The organism is Microvirga subterranea (assembly GCF_003350535.1).
GTDB lineage: Bacteria > Pseudomonadota > Alphaproteobacteria > Rhizobiales > Beijerinckiaceae > Microvirga > Microvirga subterranea.
Genome location: NZ_QQBB01000004.1, coordinates 474,256 through 500,051, shown reverse-complemented (window position 1 = coordinate 500,051; position 25,796 = coordinate 474,256). Strand labels below are relative to the sequence as shown.

Sequence of the window (25,796 nt, the reverse complement as noted above, 5' to 3'; positions counted from 1 at the left end):
TCGATGACTTCCGTTCGTACTATCGACGTTCACGCGCATGTTCTCACTGAAGAAATGATGCGTCTCATGCGGCGCGAGGCGCCCGACATCGGTCCGACGTTGAGCGAGGTCGACGAGCACGGCGGCGTGCTACAGGTGGGCAATATCGTTCAACGCCCGTTCCCGAGAGGCGCCTGGGACCTCGAACTGCGCCTGCGCGACATGGATGAGGCGGAAGTCGACGTCCAGGTTCTCTCCGTCTGTCCTCAGACCTTCCTCTACGACCGAGACCCGGCGCTCACCGCCACACTCTCTGCTATTCAGAACGACGAGATCGCCAGGATCGTGAGCCAGCAGCCGGACCGGTTCATGGGCATCGCGACTCTGCCGATGCAGGATCCCGAGCGGGCCGTCGCGGAGTTGCGGCGATCGATGACGCAGCTTGGTCTCCGTGGCGCTCAGATCGGGTCCCATGTGGAAGGTCGCAACCTCGACGATCCGGCGCTCGAGCCGCTTTGGGCCACAGCTGCGGAACTCGATGCCTTCATTCTTGTCCATCCGCAGAAGATCGCAGGCGGGGACCGCCTCAAGTCGTATTATCTCAAGAACCTGATCGGCAATCCGCTCGACACCACCATCGCGGCGGCTTCGCTCGTGTTCGGCGGCGTGCTCGAACGTTATCCGAACCTGAAGTTCTGCTTTGCCCATGGCGGCGGCTTCATGCCCTACCAGACCGGCCGTATGAACCACGGATATGACGTACGGTCGGAGGGCAAGGTGAACCTGAAGGAGGCGCCCGAGGTGTCGATCCGTCGGCTCTACTTCGACTGCATCCTGCATTTCGAGCCGGCTCTCCACTTCCTGGTCGAAACCTTCGGAGCGGATCATGTGCTGCTCGGCAGCGACTATCCGTTCGACATGGGAATGACGGACGGCGTGCGGCAGATCCGCAGCCTCAGAGCGACGGCGGAGCAGCGCAACCTAATTCTCGGCGATGCTGCGGCGGTACTGCTCGGCGGATCAGCTCACGCTCCCGCGAAGCGCGCTGCCGGACGCGGCTGACGGCCTCACGACCGTGGCCGGAGACAAGCCGAAGTTCCGCAAACCTGTGACGGTAGGTGAGGAGAACCCCAGACACCGGTATCGATGGGTGATCCTTTCGGTCGGCGTTCTCGCGCAGGCATCGCTTTCCGCTTTGCAGAACGGCCTGCCTGCGCTCGGGCCGATGCTGCGGTCGGAATACGGACTGAGCCTGCCTGAACTCGGAATGGTGCTTGCCTCCGCCAATTGGGGAGTCATGAGCACGTTGCTCCTGTGGGGATCCCTTGCGGACCGCCACGGTGAGCGTCTTGCGATCGCTGGAGGGCTGAGCGGGTGCGCCTTGTGCATCGTTGTCGCGTCCAACGCGGACGGCGTTGCAGCGCTGGTGACGTGGCTCGCCCTGGCCGGCGCACTCGGCTCCGCCGCGTCCGCCGCGTCAGGGCGGGCTGTGATGCAGTGGTTCTCCCGGCGCGAGCGTGGCTTTGCTCTTGGCATTCGCCAGATGTCAGTCCCTCTCGGAGGCGCCGTCGCAGCGCTGGCGCTGCCGCTGATCGCAACCCTCCTGAGCCTCAAGGCGGCCTTTCTTGCGCTGGGAGGCGCGGCAGCAATAGGCGCGCTCTGTGCGGCTCTGTGGCTAGCCGCTCCACAGGGTGACAGGCCGGCCACGCGCAACGATCTCCCGTCGCCCCTGCTCGACGGGCATCTATGGCGTCTGGCCTTTGCCTCCGGGCTGCTCGTGTTCTGCCAGGTGGCGATGAATGGCTTCGTCGTTCTTCTTCTGTCGGAACACCGCGGCCTCACAGTTGGGCTCGCGGCCCTCGTTCTCGCCGCCATCAACCTCGGCGGAGGAGCGGCACGCGTTCTTGCCGGTCGGTTGTCCGACCGCTCGGGCCGGCGCCTGCCACCCGTTCGCCGACAGGCTCTGCTCCTGGCAGCAGCCCTTCTGGCCTCCGCCTTGCTCGTCGATGGACCGTTGCCGCTGTTGGTGCTGTCCGTTCTGGTCGCCGGAGTGCTCTCCCTGAGCTGGAACGGCCTCGCCATGACGGCCGCGGCCGAGATGGCCGGTCACGCCCGGGCGGGTCTCGCCATCGGCCTGCAGGGAACGGTCATTCGCCTCGTGGGGGCTGGGGCCGGCGTGGTCTTCGGGTTCATCGTGGAGCGAAGCGGCTCCTGGGCCGTGGCGATCCTTCTGCTGGCGGCGCTTCCGCTCATGAGCGCCCTTCTCATGAGCCCGCTTGCTGGGGAGGAGGAAAGGCGGCTTCTGCCGGGCGCCGGATGATCAGGCGCCGACCGGCTCACGTGTGGTCGTCGGGTCGTTCCATAGCTCATTCAGCCGCGTCGTCTCCTCCTCCAGAACGGCCAGGAAGGTCTCCGCTGCCGGCGAAAGGGGCTGCCGCGCCGGCTCGATCAGCACGAGGTCCGTCTCGAGCGGCGGCTGAGCAAGCGGATTGATGACGTAATGCCGGGTCTGGATGTCGTTGGCCATCATGACGCCCGGAAGAATCGTGACCCAGTCGGAGCCCGCCACCAGATCGAGCGTGCCCAGCATGGCATCGAGTTCGAGGACCCGGCCGATCCGCACGCCATTGGAGGAGAAGTAGGTCTCGAGGCTTCGGCGACGCGTGTTCTGGCCGCTGGGAACCACCACCTTCAGAGTGCCTAAATCCGCCAGGCGCACAGGCTTCATGTGGGGCACATCCAGATGGCCGTTCGAAACCAGGACTTCCGGGGTTCGGGCGAGAAGGCGGCTCTTCAGGCCGACCGCATCCGCAAAGGCGGGAACGATCGCGAAATCAAGTTCTCCGGCGCGAACCTGCTGGGTCAGCACCGCCGAATAGGCTTCCGTGATCCTGACGACCACGTTGGGATGCATATCCATGAACCGCGCGAGGGCAGGCGCCATGGCGCACCGAGTCATGGTCGGCATCAGGCCGACGGTGATCTCGCCCTCGAGACCGCTGCTGAAATCGAGAAGCGCCCGGGTGGCGGCCTCGTTGCTGCGCAGCACGTCGATGCAGTGCCGGTAGTAGCTGTCCCCCGCAGGCGTTGGCATGACGCCGCCGCTGCCTCTCGCGAAGAGCTTGACCCCGAAGCGCCCCTCGATCTTGCGGATGTGCTGCGACACCCCCGACTGCGTGGCGTTCTCGCGGAGCGCTGCCGCCGTGAACGAGCGCTCCTCGTAGACGGCGACGAACAGGCGGATGTCCCTCAGACTTTCAAGCATGGCAACATCAGCTTCTATAATGGAAAGGAGTAGATCATATCATTTTATGATCTGGCTCGTCGAGCCTATGTTTCAGATCGGAAGCACGTCCTCCCGCCGTCCAGCATCACGCTGTCAAGCATAGGATGACCTGATCACATGACCCAGCAGACCAGTCCCCGCATGGTCGAGGACCCTCGCCACCTCCGTCAAGCTCTGGGGCGCTTCGCGACCGGCGTGACGGTCGTCACGACATGCTCGCCATCCGGCAAGCTGGAAGGTCTCACGGCCAATTCCTTTTCATCGGTTTCCCTCGATCCCCCGCTCGTGCTTTGGAGCCTCCAGAAGCGTGCCCCGTCTCTCGAGAGCTTCCGCTCCTCAGGCCACTTCACCGTGAACGTGCTGGGAGCTCATCAGCATGGGCATTGCCAGCACTTCGCACGGCCATCCGTCGACAAGTTTCGGGACGTTCCACACGAGATCGGCTTTGGCGGCTGCCCCGTTCTCGATGATTGTATCGCAACGTTCGAGTGCTCGACCCATAGCATCGTCGAGGGCGGTGATCACCTGATCTTCATCGGCCGCGTCGAGCGCGCCGTCTATCGGGACGGCGATCCGCTGATCTTCAGCGCCGGATCGTTCTGCGTGCCGACCCTCTTTCAACAACCAGAAACCGCCTCCGAGGCGATCACAACCGGACGGCCCACGCTCGTCCAAAGGGAGTGCTGCTCATGAAGCTTGGCTTCTTCACGATGCCGATCCATCCGGTCGATCGGCCATTGGTCGAGACCCTCAAGGAGGACCGCGAGCTCGCGCTCATCGCCGATCGGCTCGGCTTTACGGAAGGCTACTTCGGCGAGCACGTCACGGATGCGGCGGAGACCATTTCATCCTCCCTGATCTTCATCGCGTGGCTTCTCAACGAGACCAAGACCATCAAGCTCGGATCGGGAACCATCAACCTGCCCAATCATCATCCGGCCATGGTTGCCGGCGAGGTCGCCATGATCGACCATATGGCCGAGGGCCGGTTCATCATGGGCATCAGCCCGGGCGGGTTGCTCTCCGATGCGGAGGTGTTCGGCAATCTCGACAAGGACCGCACCGCGATGTTTGTCGAGGCGATCAACCACATCCTGAACATCTGGGCCGGGGAGCCGCCCTATAATCTCTCGGGCGACTACTGGACCATCTCAACCGCGAAAACGCATATCCCTGAACTTGGCCAAGGCTACATCCACAAACCCTACCAGACCCCTCATCCGCCGATCGTCGTCACGGCCGTCGCTCCGTTTTCCAAGGGCGTCAGCGAAGCCGCCGCTCGCGGGTGGGACCCGATTTCGGCGAACTTCTTGCTGCCGCAATGGGTCAAGACCCACTGGCCCAAATATGTCGAAGGCTGCGAGAAGGGAGGGCGGATTGCCGATCCGGCGAACTGGCGGGTGGCGAAGAGCATTTTCGTCGCCGAGGACATGGCGACTGCGCGCCGCTACGCGACCGAGCCCGGCAGCCCCTACTACAACTACTATCGCTCGCTTGCCACGAAGCTCATCAAGAACGGCCGTGCGAACCTGTTCAAGGCCGATCAGAACGCCCCGGACTCCTCCGTCACGGTGGAGAGCGTCGTCGACCAGCTCATCATCTGGGGAACGCCAGAGAAGGTAACCGAGGATCTTCTCGCCTTCCGCGACCAGATCGGAGACTTCGGGACGCTTCTTTACGCAGGACACGACTGGGCCGACCGCAACCTCGCGGTTCGCTCCATGGAGCTGATGGCCGAAAAGGTGTTGCCGGCCGTCAATCGTGAGATCGCATCCGAAACCGTTGCGGCATGAGCGCCATGTACAAGGAAATGCGCGTTGCCGCGAACGGCACGGAGTTCCGGGTCCTCATCGATGGCTCGGACGAGAAACCCTGGCTCACCTGTCTCCATTCGTTGGCAACTCGGGCGGAGCTGTGGGATGACCAGATCGAAGAACTGACCAAGACTTTCCGCGTGCTCCGGATCGATTCACGCGGGCATGGAGGCTCCGATCCGGCAGAAGGACCCTACAGCTTCGATCAGCTCGCCCGAGACGTGGTCGCGATCTGGGATCAACTCGGGATCGAGAAGTCCGCCGTTCTCGGCCTATCCATGGGCGGCATGACGGCGTTCGGGCTTGCACTGGATCATTCCCCACGCGTGACGCGGATCGTGGCAGCAGATTGCAGGTCCGACGCCCCTGAGTTCTTCAGGAACATGTGGGCGGACCGTCAGAGGACCCTTGCCGAGAAGGGGATGGAGGCGATTGCCGAGATCACCCTGCCGACATGGCTGACGGAGGAGACGCGCAGAACACGGATCGATCAGGTCGAGCGAGTCCGCAGCATGATCCTTAAGACGTCCCACGAAGGCTATCTGGGAGCGACGGAGGCCTTGCGGGCCCTGAACTACAAGCACCGGCTCGCGGAGATCCGCTGTCCGACCTGCTTGGTGGTCGGGGAGGCGGACGGTCCTCATCCGGCAGAGATGCGATCGATGGCCGAGAGTATTCCAGGGGTTCGATTCGCGGAGATTCCGGCGGCGGCTCATCTCGCCAACGTAGAGAATCCCGAGGCCTTCAACAGAGCGGTCTGCAGCTTCCTTGCGGAGTGAGCGGACCTGATCGCGGGAGGGAGCAATGATTCGAGCGGCAATCGTCGGCCTAGGCTGGTGGGGCAAGCACATCGTTCGACGCCTGCAAGGATCTGACAGAATCCAGCTCGTCGCTGCGCTTGAAACCTCGGACGCTCACGCGCCATTCGCTGCGGAACATGGGCTGCGCTACACCACCGAGTGGAACGACGTTCTGAGCGACCCCAATGTCGATGCGGTGATCCTCTGCACGCCGCATTCCATGCATACCCAACAGGTCCTGGCCGTTGCGGCCGCCGGCAAGCATGTATTCTGCGAGAAACCTCTGGCTCTGACTCGTGCCGATGCCGAGCTGTCGGTGAATGCCTGCCGTGCCGCCGGCGTGATGCTCGGCGTCGGACACGAGCGGCGGTTCGAACCTGCAGCGATCGAGTTGAGGCGCATGATCAAGGAGGGAGCCCTCGGAACCATCATGCATGTCGAGGGCAACTTCAGCCACGACAAGCTTGCCCATGTTCCCGAGAGCGACTGGAGGGCCTCCGCCACCGATGCGCCTGCCGCCGGCATGACAGCCATGGGGATCCATCTGACGGATCTCTATCTCGACCTCTTCGGGCCGATCTCCGAGGTCTATGCTCAGACCGCACGGCGGGCGTCGCGCCGGCCCAATGGCGATGTCGTTTCGGTCCACATCCGGTTCGCTTCCGGGGCGACGGGATATCTCAACGCGATTCTCGTCACCCCGCTTTATATCGGAATGCGGGTCTTCGGATCCGAAGCCTGGGTCGAGATTCGCAATCACACGCATCCCGATACGCCCGGTTTGACGACTCTGACATACCAGAACCGCAACGGCCATCACGACACCGTCGAGTTTCCATGGGAGGACGCCGTCCGACGCAATCTGGAAGCCTTCGCGGAGGCGATCGAGAGCGGAACGCGCTATCCCTTCACCGATGCGCAGAAGATTGCAAATATCGCGACGCTTGAGGCAATCTGTACCTCGGCAGCCGAGAACAGGCCCGTTGAAATCGAAAGCAATGCCGGCGCTCGGCTGCATCCTGTCGCGGTTACGGCTTAAATGCCCGGCTCTACGCGCGACACCACGATCGGGCAGGGCGAAAAGACTACAAGAGAACCAGGGAGGCGGACGAAAAATGAAGCAGGTCGAGGTTGGCGTGATCGGGACAGGCTGGGTCGGCGGCATCAGAGCCGAGACCCTGGCGCGCTCAGCGCTGGTGGACAAGCTGCACATCTGCGAGATCCGGCCCGACCGGCTGGCCGAGGTCAAGGCGCTCACCAATCCGGCAACGGCTACGCTCGACTATCAGGATATCATCCGGAACGACAAGATCGACATCGTCTTCATCTCGACGACGCCGGAGCCCACCCATTTCCCGATCGCACGCGACTGCCTGAAGGCCGGCAAGCATGTCATGCTGGAGAAGCCGATCGCCCTGGAAATCTGGGAGGCGGATGAGCTGATCGCCATTGCCAAGCGCAACAACGTCAAGTTCACCATCGGCTATTCCCAGCGGTTCAACCCGAAAATTGCCTACGCCAAGAAGAAGATCACGGACGGCACCCTGGGCAAGGTCGTGAACGTCATGGTCAGCCGCCATCTCTCCCGCAGCCTCGGCAAGAAGATCGCGTCCCGCGTCAAGCTCTCGCCGGCAGCGATGGAGTCGACGCACGACCTTGATTTCGTGTTCTGGCTGCTGGAGCCCGCAAAGCCGGTCCGGATCTACTCGCAAGGCGCCTACGGTTACATGCAGGCCGTCAACGGCTCCTATGACTGCATGTGGTCGACCGTCACCATGGACGATGGAACGCTCGTCGTCATCGGCGGCGGATGGAACCTGCCTCCGAGCTATCCGAACTTCAGCTCGACCTGGATCGAGATCACCGGCACCGAGGGCGCTCTCATCCTGGACGACACCCATCGCGATCACTGGCTGAACACGGTGGCCGAAGGAACGCGCTTTCCCATGTCGACCATGCCCGGGGAGCAGGTCGATCACGTCTTCGCCGGCCAGATGGGACCGGAGACCATCCACTTCATCGAGGCCGTCCTTCTCGACCGGTCGGTCATGGTCGCGCCAGAACATGCCCGAATGGTCATGGAGACCTACACCGCGGCCGATCTTTCGGCGGAAATCAACGAGCCGGTCGATCTGCCTCTCTCGAACAGATCGATTGCAGCCATCGCGGATCTAAAGGGAGGACAGAAACTTGAGAAAGTCGGCTAAGGGTATCGGCCTCGCCATCATCGGCGCAGGCCGCGTCGGGTTATTCAGGGGCGAGGTCGCAGCTCGCCATCCGGCCGTGGAATGGATCGGGATCGCGGAGATCAACCCGGATCGTGCCAAGATGGTCGCCGAGAAGGTCGGGGCGGATTTCGTCACGTCCGATTTCCGCGAACTCCTGAGGCGACCGGAGGTGAACGCGGTGATCATCGCGACGGATGAGCATCTCCACGTCGATCCGATCATGGCCGCGGTCGAACGTGGCGTTCCGATGCTGATCGAGAAGCCGCTCGCGACGGACTTGGCGGAGTCCGCGAAGGTGCTGCGTGCCATCGAGTCCGCCGGGATCGACGCGGTCGTCGGCTACACCCAGCGCTTTCGTCGCAAATGGCTCTCCGCCAAGGAGAAGGTGCGAACCGGCGCGCTCGGCGATGTGACGATGGTGACGTCGCGCGCCTTCATGAACCGGCTGGTCGCGATCGACAACTATAAGCGGACGGATGACCCCTCCACCATCTCGCCTATGGTGATCTCAGGCACGCACGCCCTCGACATCGTCATGTGGTACATGGAGGCCAAGACCCCGGTTGAGGTTTATGCCCGTTCGGTCGACAAGGTGCTCGGCCCGGAATACGGCGGCATCGACGCCACCGCCGGGATGATCATGTTCTCCGACGGCAGCGTCTATCATCTCAACATCTCATGGGCCCTGCCGGTCACTTGGCCGGGCGCCGTCTACAGCCTCGAGGTCGGCATCAACGGCACCGACGGGGTGATCACCATCGATGACACCCACCGGGATATCGTCATGGCGGTCTCGGCTCCCCAATCGGAAGGCTATGCGCCGGACAAGCGTCGCCTCGTCGACTTCCTCGGCAGCTATCCGCCCGGCGATATGGCGCTTGGCGAGCTGCGCGGGCCGATGCGTGAGGAGACCGATTCCTGGCTGAACCGGGTTTCCCTCGGGCTGCCCACGCAGGCCGCTACGGCGGCTGAAGCGCACCGTAATCTCATGCTTACGAAGGCGCTCGATCTCTCGGCGAAGCTCAAGCGGCCGGTTCAGCTCCCGCTGGAACCGGAGATCGGCTTGGCAGCCGCCTGAACGCAGCAATGGAAAAAAGGCCCGCCTGGACTGCTCCAGGCGGGCCCTTTTCATGTGAACAGCTGCGTCGGATCAGAAGCCTTTGACGGTTTGCTGTGTGTGCTCGACCTCCGGCGGATGCTCGAAGCAATGACCGACGAGCTTGCGCCATTCCTGAAAATCCTCCGAGCCTCGAAAGTCGACCGTATGATTTTCGAGGGTCTGCCACTGCACGAAGAGACGATAGCGGCTCGGCTTCTCGATGGAGCGCTGCAGCTCCATGCTGATGCAGCCCTTCGCACGCTTGAAGAGGGGCGCCGCGTTGGCCACGCCAGCCTCGAACTCGGCTTCCATGCCGGATTTCACGTCAATCTGGGCGATCTCGAGAATCATCGTGAACTCCTGTTGGACGGCGAAATGCTCATCCTGTCACTCATAACGTCTTGATACATGGCATTCACGCTTCGAGCGGGGTGATGCCAAGCTCTTCGGCAAGATCGTCGAGCTTGCGGCGGAGTGCGGACGAGAGAGGAATGCCGCCACGCAGGCGGCTTTCGTAACGCCCCACCCGCTGCTCGCCCGGAATCCGGATCTCGTCAAAGCCGGGGAGCTTCCGGGAGTTGCGCAGGTCGCGAAGATGACGGTCGACTTCGGCCTTGAACGTTTCGAGCCGGGCGAAGCGCGACACATCCAGTGCAACGATGAAGTGGCCCGTGTTGGTTTCCGTGGTTGCATCTGCGTTGAAATCCACCACGTCCCGGCCAAAGGCTGCACCGTTCAGGGTGCCGGCGAGAAGACCGAGGATCAGCGCCAAGCCGCTGCCCTTGTACCCGCCGATGGGGAGGAGGAGTCCTTCGTTGCTGCGCTTGGGGTCTGTGAGGGGCTTCCCGTCGGCCTTGTTGATCATCCAGCCCTCAGGAATGCTCTTCCCCTGAAGCGCGTAGTTCTTAATCGTCCCGTAGGACACCATCGTGGTAGCGATGTCGAGGATCACGGGCGGCTCATCGCCGGCCGGGATCCCGACTGCAAGCGGATTGGTTCCGAGCATCGCCTCGACACCTCCCCAGATCGCCATGTGATTGGCGCTTGCGACCGCGGAATAGAGACCGATCATCCCATGCTCGACAGGCATGGTCGCATAGAGTGCGGCCGGGCCGGCGTGGTTGGAATGTTGGGCTCCCACCCAGGCGACACCGGTCTCCCGGGCAATCTCGATCGCGGCTTCCGCAGCACGGGACATTACCAAGTGACCCATGCCGTTGTTGCCGTCGACCAAAGCCGTCGCCGGAGCCGTGCGCTCCACCTTGATGGCCGGCTTTGCGTTGATCCCGCCGGTCTGGATGCGCTGCACGTATTGCGGGAGGCGGAAGATGCCGTGCGCGTCTGCGCCGGTCAGGTCAGCCTCCGTCATGAGCTCCGCCACCTTCGCGGCGTCCTGGTGGGGCAGTCCGACCTTGCAGAGAGCCCTCTCGATGAAGGCTCTGATGCCTTCGCTGGAGACCGGGGACGATAAGGGCAGCGCGGCTTCGAGAGCGCTCATCGGCTGGCCCCCTTGGCATGCTCGGCTGCAACCGGTCGCGTCTCGCCGGTTTCGACAAGGGTTCGGGTCGCGTCCACGGAGGCATACGTCCAGAAGATCCGCATGGGCTCGGTGTCGGATGCGTTGCGGAAGCGATGGGGGACGTTTGCTGGGATCCAGGTGGTATCGTGGGGTCCCAGTTCGTGTACGACTCCGTCGATCTCCGCGACGGCGCTGCCTTCGAGAACCATGACGCTTTCCTCGCAATTGTGCGAGTGGAGCGGGATGGCGGCTCGGGGCTCGAACGAAGTGATCCCGTTCAGGATGCTCGTTGAACCAATCGCCTTCGTCACGAGGGGGATCGTGCGCGCGCCGCCTCCGCGGTCTGCTGGCGTGATGTCCGCCGGTCGAAGCACGGCTCCGGCCAACGTTGCTGTCTCGGTCATGGGGGTCCTCTCCGTTCCTGCTGGCCCTTATTCGGACAGGTTCACGCGCGTGGCGTCCCTCGCCGGGCCGATCCAGATCGTCTTGATGTTCGTGAACTCGCGGATGCCGAACACGCCGAGCTCCCGTCCGTATCCGGATTTCTTGATGCCCCCGAAGGGGAGCCTGGGATCGGAAGCCACCATGCCGTTGATGAACACCGCGCCGGCCTCGATGCGGCGGGCAAGGACGCGGGCTTTGTCGAGATCGCGCGTCCAGAGCGCAGCACCCAGGCCATATTCCGTAGCATTAGCCAGGGCGACGGCTTGTTCCGCATCGCGTACCCGGATCACGGCCGCAGCCGGCCCGAAGGTTTCCTCTGCGAAGGCAGGCATGTTCGGCGTGACGCGGTCGAGGACGGTCGGTGCGTAAAAGAACCCTGGGCGATCCATCGGGTGTCCGCCGAGACGGAGTTCGGCACCGGCCGCGACCGAACGCTCGATTTGGGAGTGGAGATCGTCGCGCAGGTTGGCCCGCGCCATCGGACCGATATTGCAGTCGCGGCTCATCGGATCGCCGACGACGAAGTCCTTCACCCTGGCACAGAGCGCCGCCAGGAAGGCGTCGGCCACGCTCTCCTCCACGATGAAGCGCTTGGCAGCGATGCAGCTCTGCCCGACATTCTGGAAGCGAGCACGAGCGGCGACCGCCGCAGCCTCTTCGACATCTGCATCTGCCAGCACGATGAACGGGTCGGAGCCGCCGAGCTCGAGCACCTGCTTCTTGATTTGGCGGCCCGCCTGGCTCGCGACTAGGCTGCCCACCTCGGTGGAGCCCGTGAGCGTCACGGCGGCGATGCGCGGGTCGTCGATCAGACCCTCGACGGCGGAGGCACCGATGAGGAGCGTGCGGAACAGCCCGGAGGGGGCACCGGCCTCGCGCATCACCTCCTCGATCGCCAAAGCACATTGCGGCACATTGCTCGCGTGCTTCAGGATGGCGCCATTGCCGGCGGCGAGGGCCGGCGCCGCGAAGCGGAAGAACTGCCAGAACGGGAAGTTCCACGGCATGATGGCGAGCACGACACCGAGAGGGTCAAAGACCACCATGCTGTCGGAGGCGTTGCTGGAAACGGGCTCGGTCGCGAGAAATCCTTCCGCCTTCTCGGCATAGAAGTCGCAGTTCCAGGCGCATTTCTCGACCTCTGCCTCTGCCTCGGCGATTGGTTTTCCCATCTCGAGCGTGATGAGAGCGGCATAATGCGACTTGCGTTCCCGCAGCACCTTGGCGGCTCTCGACAGAAGCGTGACGCGTTCCGCAATCGGAACCCGGGCCCATTGTCGCTGCGCTCGTGCGGCATTCTCCAGCGCCTGTTCAATCTCATGAGGCTGGTGCTCGTCGAACCGCGCGAGGATCTCGCCCGAAGCCGGATTGACCGAGTCGATGGTTCTCGTCCTGCGGGATGCGGCTTCGTTCATGAGGATACTCCTTGTGCTGGAACAGGCCTGATGCCGACCGAGAGGGTGAGGGTTCCCGCCGCAGGAGCGGACAGATCATTCATCGCGGTGAATTTGGCCCCGTTCAAAGTGGTCCGCTCGCCCCAAGTCACTACTGGCGCTTGGTCTGCGATATAACGCTCAGGGCTTGGGTATGGTTGGCCCATGGATTCGGCTTTGCGTTGGGTCCTCAGGGTATTTCCTAAAATCGTCATATAACGTCATATGACATCGGAAATGTAGAAAGCGCAGCAGGAGAGTGTCAAGCTATCTCCTGCCCTCTCTTGAATGTTCGATGGAGACCTCCCGCTTTGGTCAATCGGACGAGCTTGGCGGCAAGCTGGTGCCGTCACCGGCGCTGCCCGGCTCCGTTTTGAGCGAGGGCATTCAATCCCATGACGCGATTGCCGGACGATGCACTACCTTAAGCCGCACGGGTTCGGCCAGATTCAAGATCAGGCGATCTCCTCAGCCCTGAGGGCGCTGACAGCCGGGGTTTGATCGCGACGTGCTTAAGGAAAAGTGGCAAATGCCATGACCATGTGCGTTCGGCTCCACCAGAAGTCATTTCTGGCAGAGCCGGAAGGCCGTTGGGCGGTTTCAGAACAGCGCTGTAGCCCTGTTCCGATCGCAAATCAGAGCAAGTCCAGCGGTGGGGTCGTCTCGCCGAACCAGTTCTTCTGAAGCAGAGCTCGCGCTTCCTCGACGGCTTGTGCGTCTCCCTTCGCCTCGGCGGCCTTCATCAGCCCGGCCGCTGCCCATCCGTTGTTCGGGGAGCGCTTGAGCGCGGCCCGGAAGGCAGCCTCAGCCTCGTCCGGCTTTCCTTGGGCCATCAACACGGCACCGAGGGATTGATGAACCGGGTAATACCAGAAGGGCGGCTCCATGTAGGGCAGTTGGTCCTGAACGCCTGCGGCCTTGGTATAGAGCTCCGCCGCGCGCGCATGATCCCCGGTCGTCTCGGCCAGCCGTGCCTCGATCTCGCTCGACGAGATCATCAGGATGTCCGGCCCGGGAACCCCGAGATCCGGCAGGGCTGCAATCTCCTTCGAGCGTGCCAGCTCGTCGATGGCGGCGGCTTCGCGGCGGGCCTCGTCCGAGCGGCCGAGCCGGGCGAGTGCAATCCCGCGGGCATAGTGCCAGGACGCCTTGATGAACGGGAAGGCGGCTTCGGGCTCCGGCAGTGCGAGCACGACATCCGGGGAGGTGAACCGGGCGTGGGCATAATAGGGCGCCGCTGCGATAGGCTGGGTCCAGGGCACCTCGCGCTTGGCCCGGTCCGAGACAATCCCGGCAAGCTTCTCCGCCGCGTCGACCGAGACACGGCCGTCACCGCCCATCAGGGCCGAGACCATCACGAAGTGGACGTTGTGGGCGTAGTAGCCCTCCGAGTAGAGCAGGCTGGCGCCGCCCTGCTTCATCAGGGTTTCGTCTGCGGCGGCAGCCTGCACGTTCGCGTCGAGGCTCTCGCGCCAGCGTCCGAGCCTGTACCAGATGTGGCTCGGCATATGTACGAGGTGACCCGCTCCGGGCATCAGCTCGGCCAGCCTTGCAGCGTGGGGCGCGGCACGCTCCGGGTGGTCCGAAGCCTCGACGGCATGGATGTAGAGGTGAATTGCACCGGGATGATCGGGATAGGCCACCAACGGGCCGAGTGCGCGCGTGCCAAGCACCCCTTCGATCAGGGCGATCATGCGCTCCGTCTTGCCCTTTGGCGTCTTGCCGCCGTCGGCCCAGTAGTCCCAGGGGCTCAGGTTCATCAGCGCATCGGCGGTCAGCAGCGCTATGTGCGGGTCCTGTGGGAAGCGAGCCTGAACGGCCTCCATCGCGTCGGCATAAGCTTGATCGAGGCTCTTGCGGTCGGCGGCCGGATCAGCGGAATAGCGCTGCGACAGCGCCTCGATGAGGGCGGCCTGCATCTCGCTAGGCGCAGGCAGCTGCTTTGCCCTTTCAAGAACCGCGAGGGCGCGGGCGTTGGCGTCCGCTTCCAGCGGGTAGTTGATGTGCGGGCCGAGAACCCAGGCCTCGCCCCACAAACACATGGCGCAGCTCTGGTCGGACTCTTGCGCAGCCCGGAAGGCGCGCGCAGCCTCCGCATGGTTGAAGCTCCAGCCCATGCGGTAGCCCTGCTCGAAGAAAGCGCGGGCTTCGGCATTGCTCGGCTCGACGATGGACCATGAGAGCTTCCCGAGATTGTCCCGGAGTGCAGGCTTGGTGTCCATGGTCGGAGCCGCCGCTCCATGAGGCAGATCTCGGCCATAAGGGCCAAGCTCCGTGCGGGCCGCCTGCTTCTGAGGCTGGGCCTGGGCCATCACCATTCCATGAGCGGAGCCGAGGTGCTCCTTCTGCTGCAGCGCATGAAGCAGCCGCACCCTGGGACTATCATGCCCGCCGAGCGGGCATGCATCGGCTGTGCTCACGGCCATGGCGAGAAGAGCGACACCCGAGAGAAGGAGGGTTCGTCTTATGGTCCTGAGGCGGACAATATGGAGAGTGGTCATGGGAGCAATCCTCGTTTGAGGGAAAAGCCTCTGCGCAACGGAACGGGCTGCCGGCGTGCGGTTTCCGGAGGCGGCGGGCGGACCGTTCCGGACGTGCTGCCGTCCGGAAGCCTGTATTTCGGGGCAGGCCGGTTCATGGTATGCCTATGCCTCGGCGCGGAGCATCGCCTCGCGCGATTGGTCCCGCATCGGGCGGCATCGTCGACGAATGCATTCAGCCGCGGGACGGGATCATCATAGGAGCCCTGCGTTCGAGGGGTGAGGGACAGAATCAGCAGATCGAGGGCATTTCAGTCACGGGAGCAGGCCATGGCGAAGCAGCCGATCCATGTCAGTTTGGTGGTGTTTCCCGAGTCCGATCCGTCGATTATCTTCGGTGTCTTCGACACGCTCTGGGCTGCGGGGCAGCTTTGGGAGTCCCTGCACGGACGGCAAGCCGGAACTCCGTTGTTTACGCCCCGCCTTGTGGGCGCCCAATCCGGTCCCATCTCCCTCGTGACGGGGGTGTCGATCCTCCCCCAGGACACGATCGACGAGGTGCAGACGACGGACATCGTTTTCGTACCGAACGTGATCGTCAATTCTCCGGAGGCGCTGCGTGGTCTCGACCGACGTCTTCTGGCCTGGGTGCGCAAGCGGTTCGAGGCCGGGGCCCATGTCTATGCATCCTGCGGCGGCTCGCTGGCGATTGCGGAAGCCGGGTTGCTCGACCAGTTCGAGGCGACAACCCACTGGGCTTACGTTGACCTCTTCCGGCGTGAATATCCGGCCGTGAAGCTCTCGCACAAGCGGCTTCTCGTGCAGACGGGGCCCGACCAGCGCATCGTCTGCTCCGGAGGGGCTTCCTCCTGGCAGGACCTCGTGTTGTTCCTGGTCGCCAAACATGGGAGCGCCGAGGAGGCGCTGCGTCTCTCGAAGCTGTTCCTTTATCAGTGGCACAGGGAGGGTCAGCTTCCCTATGCGTGCATGATGCAGAATGTCGATCACGACGACCACGTCGTCAGCGAGCAGCAGGTCTGGATTGCCGAAAACTACGCGCGCGCCAATCTCGTGACGGAGCTCGTGCGGCGTTCCAAGCTGCCCGAGAGCACCTTCAGTCGCCGCTTCAAGGCCGCAACGGGCTATACGCCCCTCGCGTATATACAGACGCTCAGGATCGAAGAGGCGAAGCAGATGCTGGAAGCCAGCGCAGTGCCCGTCGAACTGATTTCCGCAGAGGTCGGCTACGAGGACTTGGCGCATTTCCGCCGCCTGTTCCGGCGCCTTACCGGGATGAGCCCGGCGGGGTATCGGCGGAAATTTCGCCTTCCGGCCTATGCTGGGGGCGCAGCGGAGGCCCCTTCATTCGTGCCGGAAGCTGATCGCTCCCTCGCATCCTGAACAGAACGTCATGATGCGTGCGCTTCGTCACGTCGTCCGGCAGCGAGATGGCTTAGGCCTATCAACAACCGATCGCTGCCTTCCTAGGTCGAAGCCATGACACGTTCACTTCATCTCGCTGCTGTTGCCCTGCTGATGGGCGCCGGTGTCGTTGCCGCCGCGCCGGCCGTCACAACGCATGGCCAGCTGCCTCAATCCGCCGTCAGTTCCGCGCCGGCGGCAAGGCGTCCTGACTTCGTGCTCCATGTCGACAGCAAGTCCCGCTGCGTCTGGCGCGTCTCGACGGTTGACGGAAAGCGCCACGGCGACCGCCTGCCCTGTGCGAAGGCCGCAAAGCAGACGACGTCCCGCAAGACCGCATCCGCCCAGGAATAGCTAAGCTTGGCGCGTATGGCCGGCAGTGCGGCGACACGCGATGGAGCAAGGGACGCTGTTAGCTCTTTCCGTCAAAGATCCAATTGTGCTTGGCGCACGAGCGGCAAGGGCTTGACGGCAGGGCCACTGAACGATGCGCTGTCCAAGCCGCTGCTGAACCCGGGCGTGAAGCCGACGGCTGCCGCTGTCATGCGGGGATCGAAGATTGCCCGCACTGCAGCCGTCTCGTCGAACCCGAGAATCGGTTCTGCCGGAACCGCCGGAGTGGCCACGAACCCAGCAACAGCCACTTCGGTCGATGCAGGGCCGACCTGTACCGGCTCACCCGACGCAATGCCCGGCAGAAGGTCCTTGGGTCGCTGCGGCGGCAAGGGCGCGGGTGGGAGCACCTTTTCCAGGGATTCGGGCGATGCGGAGGCCACCTGGATCGGAGCCGTCTCGGCGGGTTGTTCCGAAGGTGCGGGCTGCGGTGGCGCCTTGCGTCCGAACAGCGCCGTCATGATGCCTCCGAGGGAACCACCGCCCGCAGAGGCTTGGGCCGCGAGCGCTGCATTGCGCGGCAGAATTTCGGCCTTGGCTTCCTCATACCGGGCAAGGGGTTTGCCGCTCGGCGGCAGATGGAGCGTCTTGCCGTCCGGGAAGAGGCGGACGAGCTGATCCTGTGACATGCGCGGCCAGGCGCGGACATTACCGGTATCGACATGCACGAACTGGGACGATGAATAGTAGCCGACGCCACCGTACTGCATGCTCATGGCGATGGCCCGCAGACGCCCCGTATCGACATCCGGCAGCCTGATGTCCATGGCCTTGCCCAGCATATGCTGGCTATGCTCCGAAACGCCGCTTGAGCGCCGGCGGAGCATGCCGTTGGTCTGTGGGGACCGATAGGCCGAGATGATGTTGATGGGCTCCTGTGAGCCGGCTTCCTGATACACTTCCCATATGATGTCGAAGAGGCGCGGATCCATCTTCGTCGGCTCGCCCACACGCCAGTCACGGAGGAACCAGTTCAGCTGCTCCAGCGCTCTCTCGTCGTACCGACCGTTCCTGCGATAGGTGACGGTGGCCGATTCCCGTGTGTGCGTGTGAAAGAAGGTCAGGCTTCGCGTGTCGCCGTTGGCGATGGCATCCTGAGTGCCGACGGTCGCGGCAAGAAACGTGATCGCGGATGTCGTCGTGCAGAGCGCCAATCTTAGGAAAGGAAACCTCGAAACGTCGCAGCCGAATGACGCGGAGCTCACGGTGCGTCCTCCCAGACGCCGCACGGAACGAGATATCCCCTTGATGTCTTTATGTCCGTTCGGCGTATCACCGCGATTTCTGGTCAGAAACCATGGGCAAATTGCGGCAAGCATGCCGTTGAAAAAGTGCGCGAATGGATGACGGATGCGGGTGACAGCTTCAGGCATGCCCTAAAGTGTGATCCCCAGCATTTAACCGAGCGTTAGTGACGACCGAAATTTTGGTCTCGACCGATTGGTCTTTCGCTTGACATTTCGGCAGTCCACCTCACGTGCGGGAGGCGACGGGGGCTCTCCTGCTTCGCCCGGACGGCAGCACGACGACCCTCGTGCCGATTGGTGTCCGGTCGTAGAGGTCCATCGCATCCTGATTGATCATCCGGATGCAGCCGGATGACACATTGGTGCCGATGGTCCACGGCTCGAACGTCCCGTGAATGCGATACAGCGTATCTTTCTTTCCCTGGAAGAGATAAAGCGCCCGTGCCCCCAGCGGATTGCCTGGACCGCCAGCCATGCCGGGGCCCCCGGGGAGCTCGCCCATCTGTTCCATCAGTTCCGGCTGGCGGCTGAACATCTCCTTCGGCGGATACCAATCCGGCCATTCCTGCTTGTCGCCGATCATCGCGGTTCCGGACCAGCTGAAGCCGGTGCGGCCCACGCCGACGCCATACCGCATGGCAAGCCCGCCATCCTGCACGTGGTAGAGATAGCGGGCCCCGGTATCGATCACGATGGTGCCGGGCGCCTCAGGCGTATCGTAAGGCACCAGCTTGCGAAGATAGGCCGGATTGATCCGCGTGAGGTTGACCCCGGGCACTGGATAAAGGTCGTTGCCGACGGGGCCGTAAATGGCTTCGTAGGTCGATCTTCCTCCGAACGGCTGCGCGAACCCGGTCGTGGGAAGCAGGCTCGATGCTCCGGCGGCTGCCGGGATTCCGAGGATGAAGGTGCGGCGGCTAAGACCCATGGTTCCTTCCTCCGAGAGACGGCTTTGGAAGGAAATAGGCTCAGCCGTGCCGCTGACCAGAGGAGACGGTGCGTGAGGCGGGAGAGCAAAGTATGCGCGCCGAGTCTCGGTCTCCTCGCCTCAGGGGCAGGACTGGCGGGCCTTGCGCATAGCGGCAGTCACGCCTGCCAGTGAAAAGCGATAGCTGGTCTTGTTGCCTCGCGCCGAGACAGCCTCCACGGTCATCGCCCGTCCTTTCAGGAGCGCCTGCAGGAACTCGGTTTCACGCTTCTCGCGCCGCAACCATGCATTCCTGCCGCGCGGGATCATAGTGAAGGTCTTCCCATCGACCCTGACTTCGATCGCTCTTGGCCCGAACGGATAGCCCGCGAGAAAGCCTGCTTCGGTTCGGACCTTCCCGTCCGAATGGCGCCTCACGGAGAACCCGACCCTGCCATGGTCGAGCGTTTCGGGTTTCTTCGAGACAGCATCGGAGTAAATGTAGCAAACCTTGGTTCTACCCTCCTGGAAGGTCCAGGCACTCCAGCTGTCATACGATGCGAGCAACCGGGGTGTCTGCGCCAGTGCGCAGCTTCCCGAGAGGGCGACGAATGCGAATGCCAAGCCGGTGGTTCTCATCATCCGGGGATTACTCTCTTTCGTGGTTGGAGGAGCCCGTAAGCTTCCAACCCCGCGTTACCCGGACGTTAATGAATCCCTAAAAGCTTGGGAGATGGCCTCCGAAGGGAGTGACAACCAAGCCTTCGCAAGGGCTTAGGTATGGCCTCACATTCCCGTGAGGACAACGATGCTTGAGCTAGGGCACTGCGAAAGCCTTTGGGAAGAGGCCTGCACGACCCCGGTGCCGATCCTCTGTAGGGAGTAAACTTGTCCATTCCGGGGCCGATCTGTTGTCTCTATCGGATAAGGCGGCTCACTTTGTGAGCTATTTAACCAATCGAGAATTCCCTTATGTCTCAATCAGGCCGTCGGAACATAAGGATGGCTTCAGATGATCATGGTGCCAGGCAAGGCAACTCTGTCGCGCATCTTCACCAATTCGTCTCATCTGCTGTCCAGGGCCTGGAACAAGGTTGCGCTGTCTTCCCGCAGGAATCCGACTCGGAACGGTGAGGCAGAGGCTTTGCCTCTCTCTGCCGGTCTGCCCAGAGAGGAAACAGAGCTCCAATCCTCCGTTTCGGGCCCTGCGGCAGCCGACCTGCCGGCATCGTTGCAGGAACTCGCCGAGCAGATGCTGGGCATCGTGGAGATCGTGTCCGTCCAGGAGCAAGCGATTCAAGTGCTCAAGCAGCGTTGCCAGAGACTCGAGGACCATGACCAAGCCATCATGGTGGCATTCACCACCTTCTTCCACGTACTGGCTGCAGGACATGTCGCGAAGACCGAGGACATTGCGGTCATTCTCAACAACATCATCGACATTGCAGAGCGCGAGGACCGCCCGCGTGACGCCATTGCTTTCCTGAAAGACTTGGCTGGTCTGCTCTCCAATCCTTCATCAGGATCAGTCGTGGATCCTGATCGCTCTGCGCCGGGGGTAGCGACTGGTGAAGGATGAATTCCTCGTAGGGCACGCCGAACAGGGAGAGCCGAGACAGCGCAACTCCGCCCTTTTGTCGCAAGCAACCGGGGCAAAGTCTTCTGACATGAATTTATCTTTCATTTAATGCAGTTCGCTAGGTTCGCCTGAACCAACAACAACAATGTACTGCCGGGGCGGTTTATCATGGCTGAATGCGTCGAGAGAGGAGCTCCTTCCTGGAAGGAGGAAGATCGGCTCGACGTGCTGCGAAGCTTCGGGATCCTCGATACCGATCCCGAACCCGCCTTTGACGAAATCGTCCAGATCGCTGCGCAAATATGTAACGTACCAATTGCGGCGGTCAGCTTCGTCGACGAGCATCGGCAATGGTTTAAAGCTGTGCTCGGCTATGGAGCACGGGAGATCCAACTCGATCTTTCGATATGCGTCCATGCCCTGTCCGGCGGCGATGTGCTCGTTATTCCGGATACGACTGCGGATCCCCGTTCGGCAAACAATCCGCTCGTGACGGGCCCACCGGGTCTCCGGTTCTATGCGGGCGCCTTGCTGGCCACCGAGGATGGGGTCCCGCTCGGAACGCTATGCGTCCTGGACGTGACACCCCGACCGCAGGGGATTTCACAGGCGCAGGCGGATGCGCTCCAGGCTCTTGCCCAGGCAGTCATGCGCCAACTCGAGCTGAAGCAGGTCAACCTGGCTCTCGCACATAGTCAGCGGCGGCTTCGGGACACGGCAGATGCGATGCCCCAGATGATCTGGGCCGCAGATCCCGACGATTCGAACAGCTACTATAATCAGCGCTGGTACGAGTTCACCGGTCTGCCCAAAAGCCTGGCGGACAGGGATCAATGGCACGACGTCGTTCACCCTGAGGACCGCGACCGGGTCCTGTCCAAGTGGCGCCGCTGCCTGATGCTAGGGACCGACTACGAAGCCGAGTACCGTCTGCGTCACCGCACCGGCGACTACCGCTGGATCCTCGGTCGTGCCTGTCCGATCCGCAACGATGAAGGCATCATCGTTCGCTGGGTCGGGACGTACACGGATATCGATGAGGCCAAGAAGACCGAAGTTGCTCTGGCGGAAAGCGAGGAGCGCTACCGTGCGCTTGTCGAGGCTAGCACGGCCATGGTCTGGCGTGCGGCGCCCGATGGATCCATCCTCCACGGATGGGGGTGGGAAAATTTCTGCGGCCAGAGCTCCGAAGACTATCGGGGCAGCGGATGGCTCAACGCGATCCATCCGGAGGATCGCACGCGCACCATCCAGACCTGGAGCGAACTCCGTGCCGACAAGCGTGCCGGCACGATCGAATATCGCGTGCGGCAAAGGGATGGGAGCTATCGCTGGGCTCACGCCCGAGCGGTCCCGCTCCTGGCGGACGACGGATCGATCAGGGAGTGGGTTGGCACCATTACGGATATCCACGAGCGAAAGCAGGCTGAGGAAGATCTGTGGCGCACCGCCAATCACGATGCCTTGACAGGGCTTCCCAACCGCGTGCTGTTTCAGCTCAGATTGGATCAGGCCCTGCAAGCTGCCAAGCAGAACGACGGACGGGTCAGCCTTCTGCTGATCGATCTGGACGACTTCAAGGATGTGAACGATAGCCTGGGTCACGATGCCGGCGATGCCCTCCTAATAGAAACTGCATCGCGCTTGGCTGGATTGATCCGGGACGGTGATACCGTTGCGCGGTTCGGTGGTGACGAGTTCGCCGTTCTTCTGGTGAACCCGCCGAAGCCTGGATACGCAATGGGCCTTGCAGAGATCATGACGAAGCGTCTGCGCCAGCCTTTTGCATACGATGGAAGGCTGCTCGTCAGTCGGGCGAGCATCGGGGTGGCGTCATTTCCGGAGCATGATCGCCAACCGACCGAATTGATGAAGGATGCCGACATCGCTCTCTACCGCGCGAAGGCGGAAGGGCGAAACCGCGTCATGGTGTATTCGCCCGCCATGAAGGCCTTGGCAGAGAAGCGCCTCACCCTGGGGCGGGACATGCGGGAAGCCATTTCCCGGGATCAGATCATCCCCGTTTACCAGCCGAAGGTGTGCCTTTCGACCGGACAAATCATCGGTCTCGAGGCGCTTGCGCGATGGCGGCAGACCGAAGGGGACTTGCTGACGCCGAGTGTCTTCGGCGCCGCCTTCGACGATCCGGAAATCGCCACGGCCATGGGCAAGCGCCTGATCGGCAAGGTCGCATCCGATCTGCGCCGCTGGCTCGACGGGGGGCTTAGTCCCGGCCGGGTTGCCGTCAACCTCGCGAGCGCCGAATTCAGCGAGCCTGCGATGGCGGACGAGATCCTGCGCATCCTGAACCTCGTCAAGGTTCCGCTCACACACTTCGAGATCGAGGTGACCGAAAGCGTTCTGCTCGATGGCCGTTCCGGCGCCGTCGCGGCAGCGCTCATGAAATTCCGGGAGCAGGGGGTCCAGATCGCCCTCGACGATTTCGGAACCGGATATGCCTCGCTCACCCATCTCAAGCAGTTCCCCGTCGATCATATCAAGATCGACCGCAGCTTCATCAGCAACCTGGAGCAGGATGCCGGAGACGAGGCGATCGTGGCTGCGGTCATCGGCCTCGGCCGCAATCTAGGCATCCAGGTCACTGCCGAGGGAGTCGAGACGTCCGGTCAGGAGCAGCGCCTTCGGGAGCTTGGCTGCCACAATGCTCAAGGTTACTTCTTTGCGAAGCCGATGCTGGCGTCCTCCGTTCCAGCATTCCTAGCGGCTTGGCCGCACGTCACTTCTTGAAATCGCGGATGGTCACGCTTCTCGTCACCGAAAGGTGACGCTTAAAACTTTCGCCCTTCAAGGGTCAGCTCTCCCGGCTGATGCGGGATATCCCCTAGGAACATCCCGACTATGTTTCGCGCAGGCGGGCAGGTAACTCGGACTTATACGGGCTCGTCAGATTTGCCCGAGGTTTAGGGAGAAGCTGCACGCAGAGGCAGCACGGTATGCAATACGGCCGGAGGAAACGACCGACGGGGGTGCGCACGGATGAACTGCCACCCCCGTTTTGAATCCTCTATCCGCTCTGCTGCTTGATCTGGAGCCCAGCCGCGACTGCAATCTGGACAAGTTCCGGCAGGCTGTGGGTTCCGAGCCGCTCCATGATGCGGGCCCGGTGAGCCTCGACGGTGCGTGGGCTGATATCAAGATCGCGTGCGATCGTCTTGTTGCTGCCGCCTGCAAGGAGCCCCTCAAGCACTTCGCGTTCGCGAGCCGAGAGCGACGCAATGGCGACTGCTGCGCGTTCGGCCTCATGGCTACGCTCCGCTTGCTCGTGGATGCTGGAAAGTGCGGCTGCAAGAGCATCCAGGAGCTGCTCGGGAGAATATGGAGTGCTCAGAAAATCGACGGCTCCGGCTTTCATGGCCTGAACACCGACCGAGATGTCTCCTCTCGCATCTCCGATCACGATCACGGGGAGGCCGACCCGCCGCGCCTTCAATTCCTTTGGGACCGACAAGCCACCGGAAGCCGGCGAGCGCGTTTCGACTACAACGCACCCGGGGACCAGCACGGGTGCGACTTCGAACAAAGCCTGAGCAGAGGCAAATTCCTTGACCTCATAGCCTGCACCCTGCAGCAGAAGACGGAGCTCATGTCGGGAGGCTTTGTTGCCGTCGACCACATAGACCGTCAGCCCTTCGTGTCGGGTCAGGTCCTCAGCAACGCCGCCAATGCGCTTGATCCGTCCTTGCTCGTCCCGGATGGCGAAGAACTTGCCGCGGATCCAGCGCACGCCACCGTCGGGCCGAATGATATGATATTCGTGCGTTCCATCTTCACCTTGGGAGGCGCGCTCGATGACCGAACTGGCTCGTTCGCGGTCATCTGGGTGAAGCGTCTTGGCTCAATGGCCAGGATCGTCGAGCGCCGTTTCCACAGGCTCGCCCCATACCGTCTCGTATGCGGGACTCAGGTATTCCAGCCGCATCGTCTTAAGGTTCAGGATCCAGAGCACTGCCGAGGAGTGTTGGGCGAATTGCCGGAACCGTGTTTCGCTTTCCCGCAGAGCGGCTTCGGCCTGGGTGCGCATCACGGCTGTCCAAGTCCGTTCCGCCACATCTTCAACCAGGGTCACCTCGATGTCATGCCAGTAACGGGGTTCCGCCTGATGGACATAGAGTGCGGCTGCGAGCCGTCCCTCCCTGATGAGCGGCACGATCACACTGGCGCGCTTGCCGGTGTGGCTGAACTCTGCCGCGATCAAGGAACTGGCCGTGCGGGGGTCGGTCGTGGAATCGACGATGCGGACTGTGCGCCCGTTCTTCAGGTCGGTCATGACCTGGGAGCCGAAGTCGTCGAGGCGGTACCGGCCGACGAAGCTCTTGATTCCGCCGGCGGTCCAGTCGCGCTCGACCAGCAGAAACTCTCCGGTGGGATCCACTTCGCCATAACCGACCCGGCTGGCGGCGAGGTGATGGCCGAGCATTTCCGCCGTTGTGGCCCTGACCTCGTTTGGATCGTACAGCCCACGCAAGCAACCCTTCAACTCGATCAGGAAGCGAAGCCGGTTCTCGGTCATCACCCTGTTGGTCGTCTCATGCACGATCGCGAGCATGCCATGGATCTCTCCGAACTCGTCGCGGATCGCACTATACGAGAAGGTCCACCACGTCTGCTCCGGATACCCCTCCCGCTCCATGACGATGGGAAAGTCTTCGAAGTAGCTTGCCTCGCCACCTAGTGCGCGTTCGATGATCGGACCGACGATATCCCACGCCTCGGGCCAAACGTGGTGCGCCGGCCGCCCGAGGGCCTCAGGCTTGCTTCCTAACAATGGCTTGTAGGCATCGTTGTAGAAAAGAATCCTCTCCTGCCCCCATACGATACCGGCCGGGAACTTCGACTGAAGCGTGAGGCTTAGAGCAAGGCGCAGCGTGTGAGGCCAAGTCTCGATCGGTCCGAGTGGGGAGGTCGACCAATCGTAGCTCCTGATGCGCGCTCCCATCTCACCCGCACCAACCAGAAAGTCGGAAGCGTTCACCCGCGCTCCTCCCTCGCCCAACCGTCCGCTGCGACAACGAGCAGTCCGCCCTCGATCATGAAGGACTAATCGCTCCGAGCGCTGGTCGTCGCCCCAACGGAGAATAGCACAACGGCGGATGACATGATGGAGGGTCTATCGCCAACAAAGAAAATTGCAGTTCTGCGCAGGGT

23 protein-coding genes and 1 pseudogene are annotated in these 25,796 nt (G+C 62.6%); 12 read left to right on the top strand and 12 right to left on the bottom strand.

The window, feature by feature from the left end:
* Positions 1-3 precede the first annotated feature (3 nt).
* Together DES45_RS13190 and DES45_RS13185 are read left to right on the top strand one after the other, a co-directional pair.
* On the top strand, positions 4-1,041 hold the full coding sequence (locus tag DES45_RS13190) for an amidohydrolase family protein (RefSeq protein ID WP_114770449.1): 1,038 nt from the start codon (positions 4-6) through the stop codon (positions 1,039-1,041).
* A complete protein-coding gene (locus DES45_RS13185) occupies positions 974-2,299 on the top strand; it encodes an MFS transporter (RefSeq protein WP_114770448.1) in 1,326 nt (441 codons plus the stop codon). Before DES45_RS13190 ends, DES45_RS13185 begins: the two co-directional genes overlap by 68 nt.
* Here DES45_RS13185 and DES45_RS13180 read toward each other — a convergent pair whose 3' ends face one another.
* The gene (locus DES45_RS13180; protein ID WP_114770447.1) at positions 2,300-3,244 is read right to left on the bottom strand and encodes a LysR family transcriptional regulator; all 945 of its coding nucleotides are present in this window, start codon (positions 3,242-3,244) and stop codon (positions 2,300-2,302) included.
* 138 nt (positions 3,245-3,382) lie between these two features.
* Here DES45_RS13180 and DES45_RS13175 point away from each other — a divergent pair, with 138 nt between their 5' ends.
* From DES45_RS13175 to DES45_RS13150, 6 genes are all read left to right on the top strand, one after another.
* Complete coding sequence (locus DES45_RS13175) at positions 3,383-3,958, top strand: flavin reductase family protein (RefSeq protein ID WP_114770446.1); 576 nt, start codon at positions 3,383-3,385, stop codon at positions 3,956-3,958.
* On the top strand, positions 3,955-5,058 hold the full coding sequence (locus DES45_RS13170) for an LLM class flavin-dependent oxidoreductase (RefSeq protein ID WP_114770508.1): 1,104 nt from the start codon (positions 3,955-3,957) through the stop codon (positions 5,056-5,058). Before DES45_RS13175 ends, DES45_RS13170 begins: the two co-directional genes overlap by 4 nt.
* Complete coding sequence (locus DES45_RS13165) at positions 5,055-5,858, top strand: alpha/beta fold hydrolase (RefSeq protein ID WP_114770445.1); 804 nt, start codon at positions 5,055-5,057, stop codon at positions 5,856-5,858. The genes DES45_RS13170 and DES45_RS13165 overlap by 4 nt, the downstream gene beginning before the upstream one ends.
* 25 nt (positions 5,859-5,883) lie before the next feature.
* Positions 5,884-6,918 (top strand): Gfo/Idh/MocA family protein, encoded by a 1,035-nt coding sequence (locus tag DES45_RS13160; protein WP_114770444.1) that lies wholly within the window; start codon positions 5,884-5,886, stop codon positions 6,916-6,918.
* A 76-nt stretch (positions 6,919-6,994) separates the two neighbouring features.
* Positions 6,995-8,086, top strand: a complete 1,092-nt coding sequence (locus DES45_RS13155) for a Gfo/Idh/MocA family protein (protein WP_114770443.1) — start codon at positions 6,995-6,997, stop codon at positions 8,084-8,086.
* Positions 8,070-9,185: a Gfo/Idh/MocA family protein gene (locus DES45_RS13150; protein ID WP_114770442.1), complete on the top strand. Its 1,116-nt coding sequence runs from the start codon at positions 8,070-8,072 to the stop codon at positions 9,183-9,185. The genes DES45_RS13155 and DES45_RS13150 overlap by 17 nt, the downstream gene beginning before the upstream one ends.
* A 72-nt stretch (positions 9,186-9,257) precedes the next feature.
* Here DES45_RS13150 and DES45_RS13145 read toward each other — a convergent pair whose 3' ends face one another.
* From DES45_RS13145 to DES45_RS13125, 5 genes are all read right to left on the bottom strand, one after another.
* Positions 9,258-9,557: an antibiotic biosynthesis monooxygenase family protein gene (locus tag DES45_RS13145; protein ID WP_114770441.1), complete on the bottom strand. Its 300-nt coding sequence runs from the start codon at positions 9,555-9,557 to the stop codon at positions 9,258-9,260.
* 64 nt (positions 9,558-9,621) lie between these two features.
* On the bottom strand, positions 9,622-10,704 hold the full coding sequence (locus DES45_RS13140; protein ID WP_114770440.1) for an Ldh family oxidoreductase: 1,083 nt from the start codon (positions 10,702-10,704) through the stop codon (positions 9,622-9,624).
* Positions 10,701-11,129 (bottom strand): cupin domain-containing protein, encoded by a 429-nt coding sequence (locus tag DES45_RS13135; RefSeq protein WP_114770439.1) that lies wholly within the window; start codon positions 11,127-11,129, stop codon positions 10,701-10,703. Before DES45_RS13135 ends, DES45_RS13140 begins: the two co-directional genes overlap by 4 nt.
* 27 nt (positions 11,130-11,156) lie before the next feature.
* Positions 11,157-12,584 (bottom strand): NAD-dependent succinate-semialdehyde dehydrogenase, encoded by a 1,428-nt coding sequence (locus DES45_RS13130; RefSeq protein WP_114770438.1) that lies wholly within the window; start codon positions 12,582-12,584, stop codon positions 11,157-11,159.
* Between the two features lie 653 nt (positions 12,585-13,237).
* The gene (locus DES45_RS13125) at positions 13,238-15,103 is read right to left on the bottom strand and encodes a tetratricopeptide repeat protein (protein WP_114770437.1); all 1,866 of its coding nucleotides are present in this window, start codon (positions 15,101-15,103) and stop codon (positions 13,238-13,240) included.
* Positions 15,104-15,412: 309 nt separating this feature from the next.
* Between DES45_RS13125 and DES45_RS13120 the strand changes: the two genes are divergently transcribed.
* Both DES45_RS13120 and DES45_RS13115 read left to right on the top strand, forming a co-directional pair.
* On the top strand, positions 15,413-16,483 hold the full coding sequence (locus tag DES45_RS13120; RefSeq protein ID WP_114770436.1) for a GlxA family transcriptional regulator: 1,071 nt from the start codon (positions 15,413-15,415) through the stop codon (positions 16,481-16,483).
* Between the two features lie 96 nt (positions 16,484-16,579).
* Positions 16,580-16,858 (top strand): hypothetical protein, encoded by a 279-nt coding sequence (locus DES45_RS13115; protein WP_147282400.1) that lies wholly within the window; start codon positions 16,580-16,582, stop codon positions 16,856-16,858.
* A gap of 71 nt (positions 16,859-16,929) precedes the next feature.
* On the opposite strand, the gene DES45_RS26215 is transcribed toward DES45_RS13115, so the two are convergent.
* From DES45_RS26215 to DES45_RS13100, 3 genes are all read right to left on the bottom strand, one after another.
* Positions 16,930-18,270 carry a peptidoglycan L,D-endopeptidase MepK gene (locus tag DES45_RS26215; RefSeq protein ID WP_342633524.1) on the bottom strand — a complete coding sequence of 447 codons (1,341 nt, stop codon included), beginning with the start codon at positions 18,268-18,270 and terminating at the stop codon, positions 16,930-16,932.
* Between the two features lie 100 nt (positions 18,271-18,370).
* A complete protein-coding gene (locus tag DES45_RS13105) occupies positions 18,371-19,072 on the bottom strand; it encodes a L,D-transpeptidase (protein ID WP_114770434.1) in 702 nt (233 codons plus the stop codon).
* A gap of 120 nt (positions 19,073-19,192) precedes the next feature.
* Entirely contained in the window at positions 19,193-19,690 is a 498-nt protein-coding gene (locus tag DES45_RS13100) for an invasion associated locus B family protein (protein WP_147282399.1), read from the bottom strand.
* A gap of 373 nt (positions 19,691-20,063) precedes the next feature.
* Between DES45_RS13100 and DES45_RS13095 the strand changes: the two genes are divergently transcribed.
* The gene (locus DES45_RS13095) at positions 20,064-20,630 is read left to right on the top strand and encodes a hypothetical protein (RefSeq protein WP_114770432.1); all 567 of its coding nucleotides are present in this window, start codon (positions 20,064-20,066) and stop codon (positions 20,628-20,630) included.
* Positions 20,631-20,798: 168 nt separating this feature from the next.
* On the top strand, positions 20,799-23,378 hold the full coding sequence (locus tag DES45_RS13090; protein ID WP_114770431.1) for a sensor domain-containing phosphodiesterase: 2,580 nt from the start codon (positions 20,799-20,801) through the stop codon (positions 23,376-23,378).
* 277 nt (positions 23,379-23,655) lie between these two features.
* On the opposite strand, the gene DES45_RS26210 is transcribed toward DES45_RS13090, so the two are convergent.
* The 3 genes and pseudogenes from DES45_RS26210 to DES45_RS13080 all read right to left on the bottom strand — a co-directional run bounded on the left by DES45_RS26210 (position 23,656) and on the right by DES45_RS13080 (position 25,623).
* A complete protein-coding gene (locus DES45_RS26210) occupies positions 23,656-23,868 on the bottom strand; it encodes a response regulator transcription factor (RefSeq protein ID WP_342633528.1) in 213 nt (70 codons plus the stop codon).
* 81 nt (positions 23,869-23,949) lie between these two features.
* Positions 23,950-24,468 (bottom strand): annotated as a pseudogene (locus tag DES45_RS26205) (response regulator); the annotation flags it as partial.
* A gap of 18 nt (positions 24,469-24,486) precedes the next feature.
* The gene (locus DES45_RS13080; RefSeq protein WP_114770429.1) at positions 24,487-25,623 is read right to left on the bottom strand and encodes a GAF domain-containing protein; all 1,137 of its coding nucleotides are present in this window, start codon (positions 25,621-25,623) and stop codon (positions 24,487-24,489) included.
* Positions 25,624-25,796 lie beyond the last annotated feature (173 nt).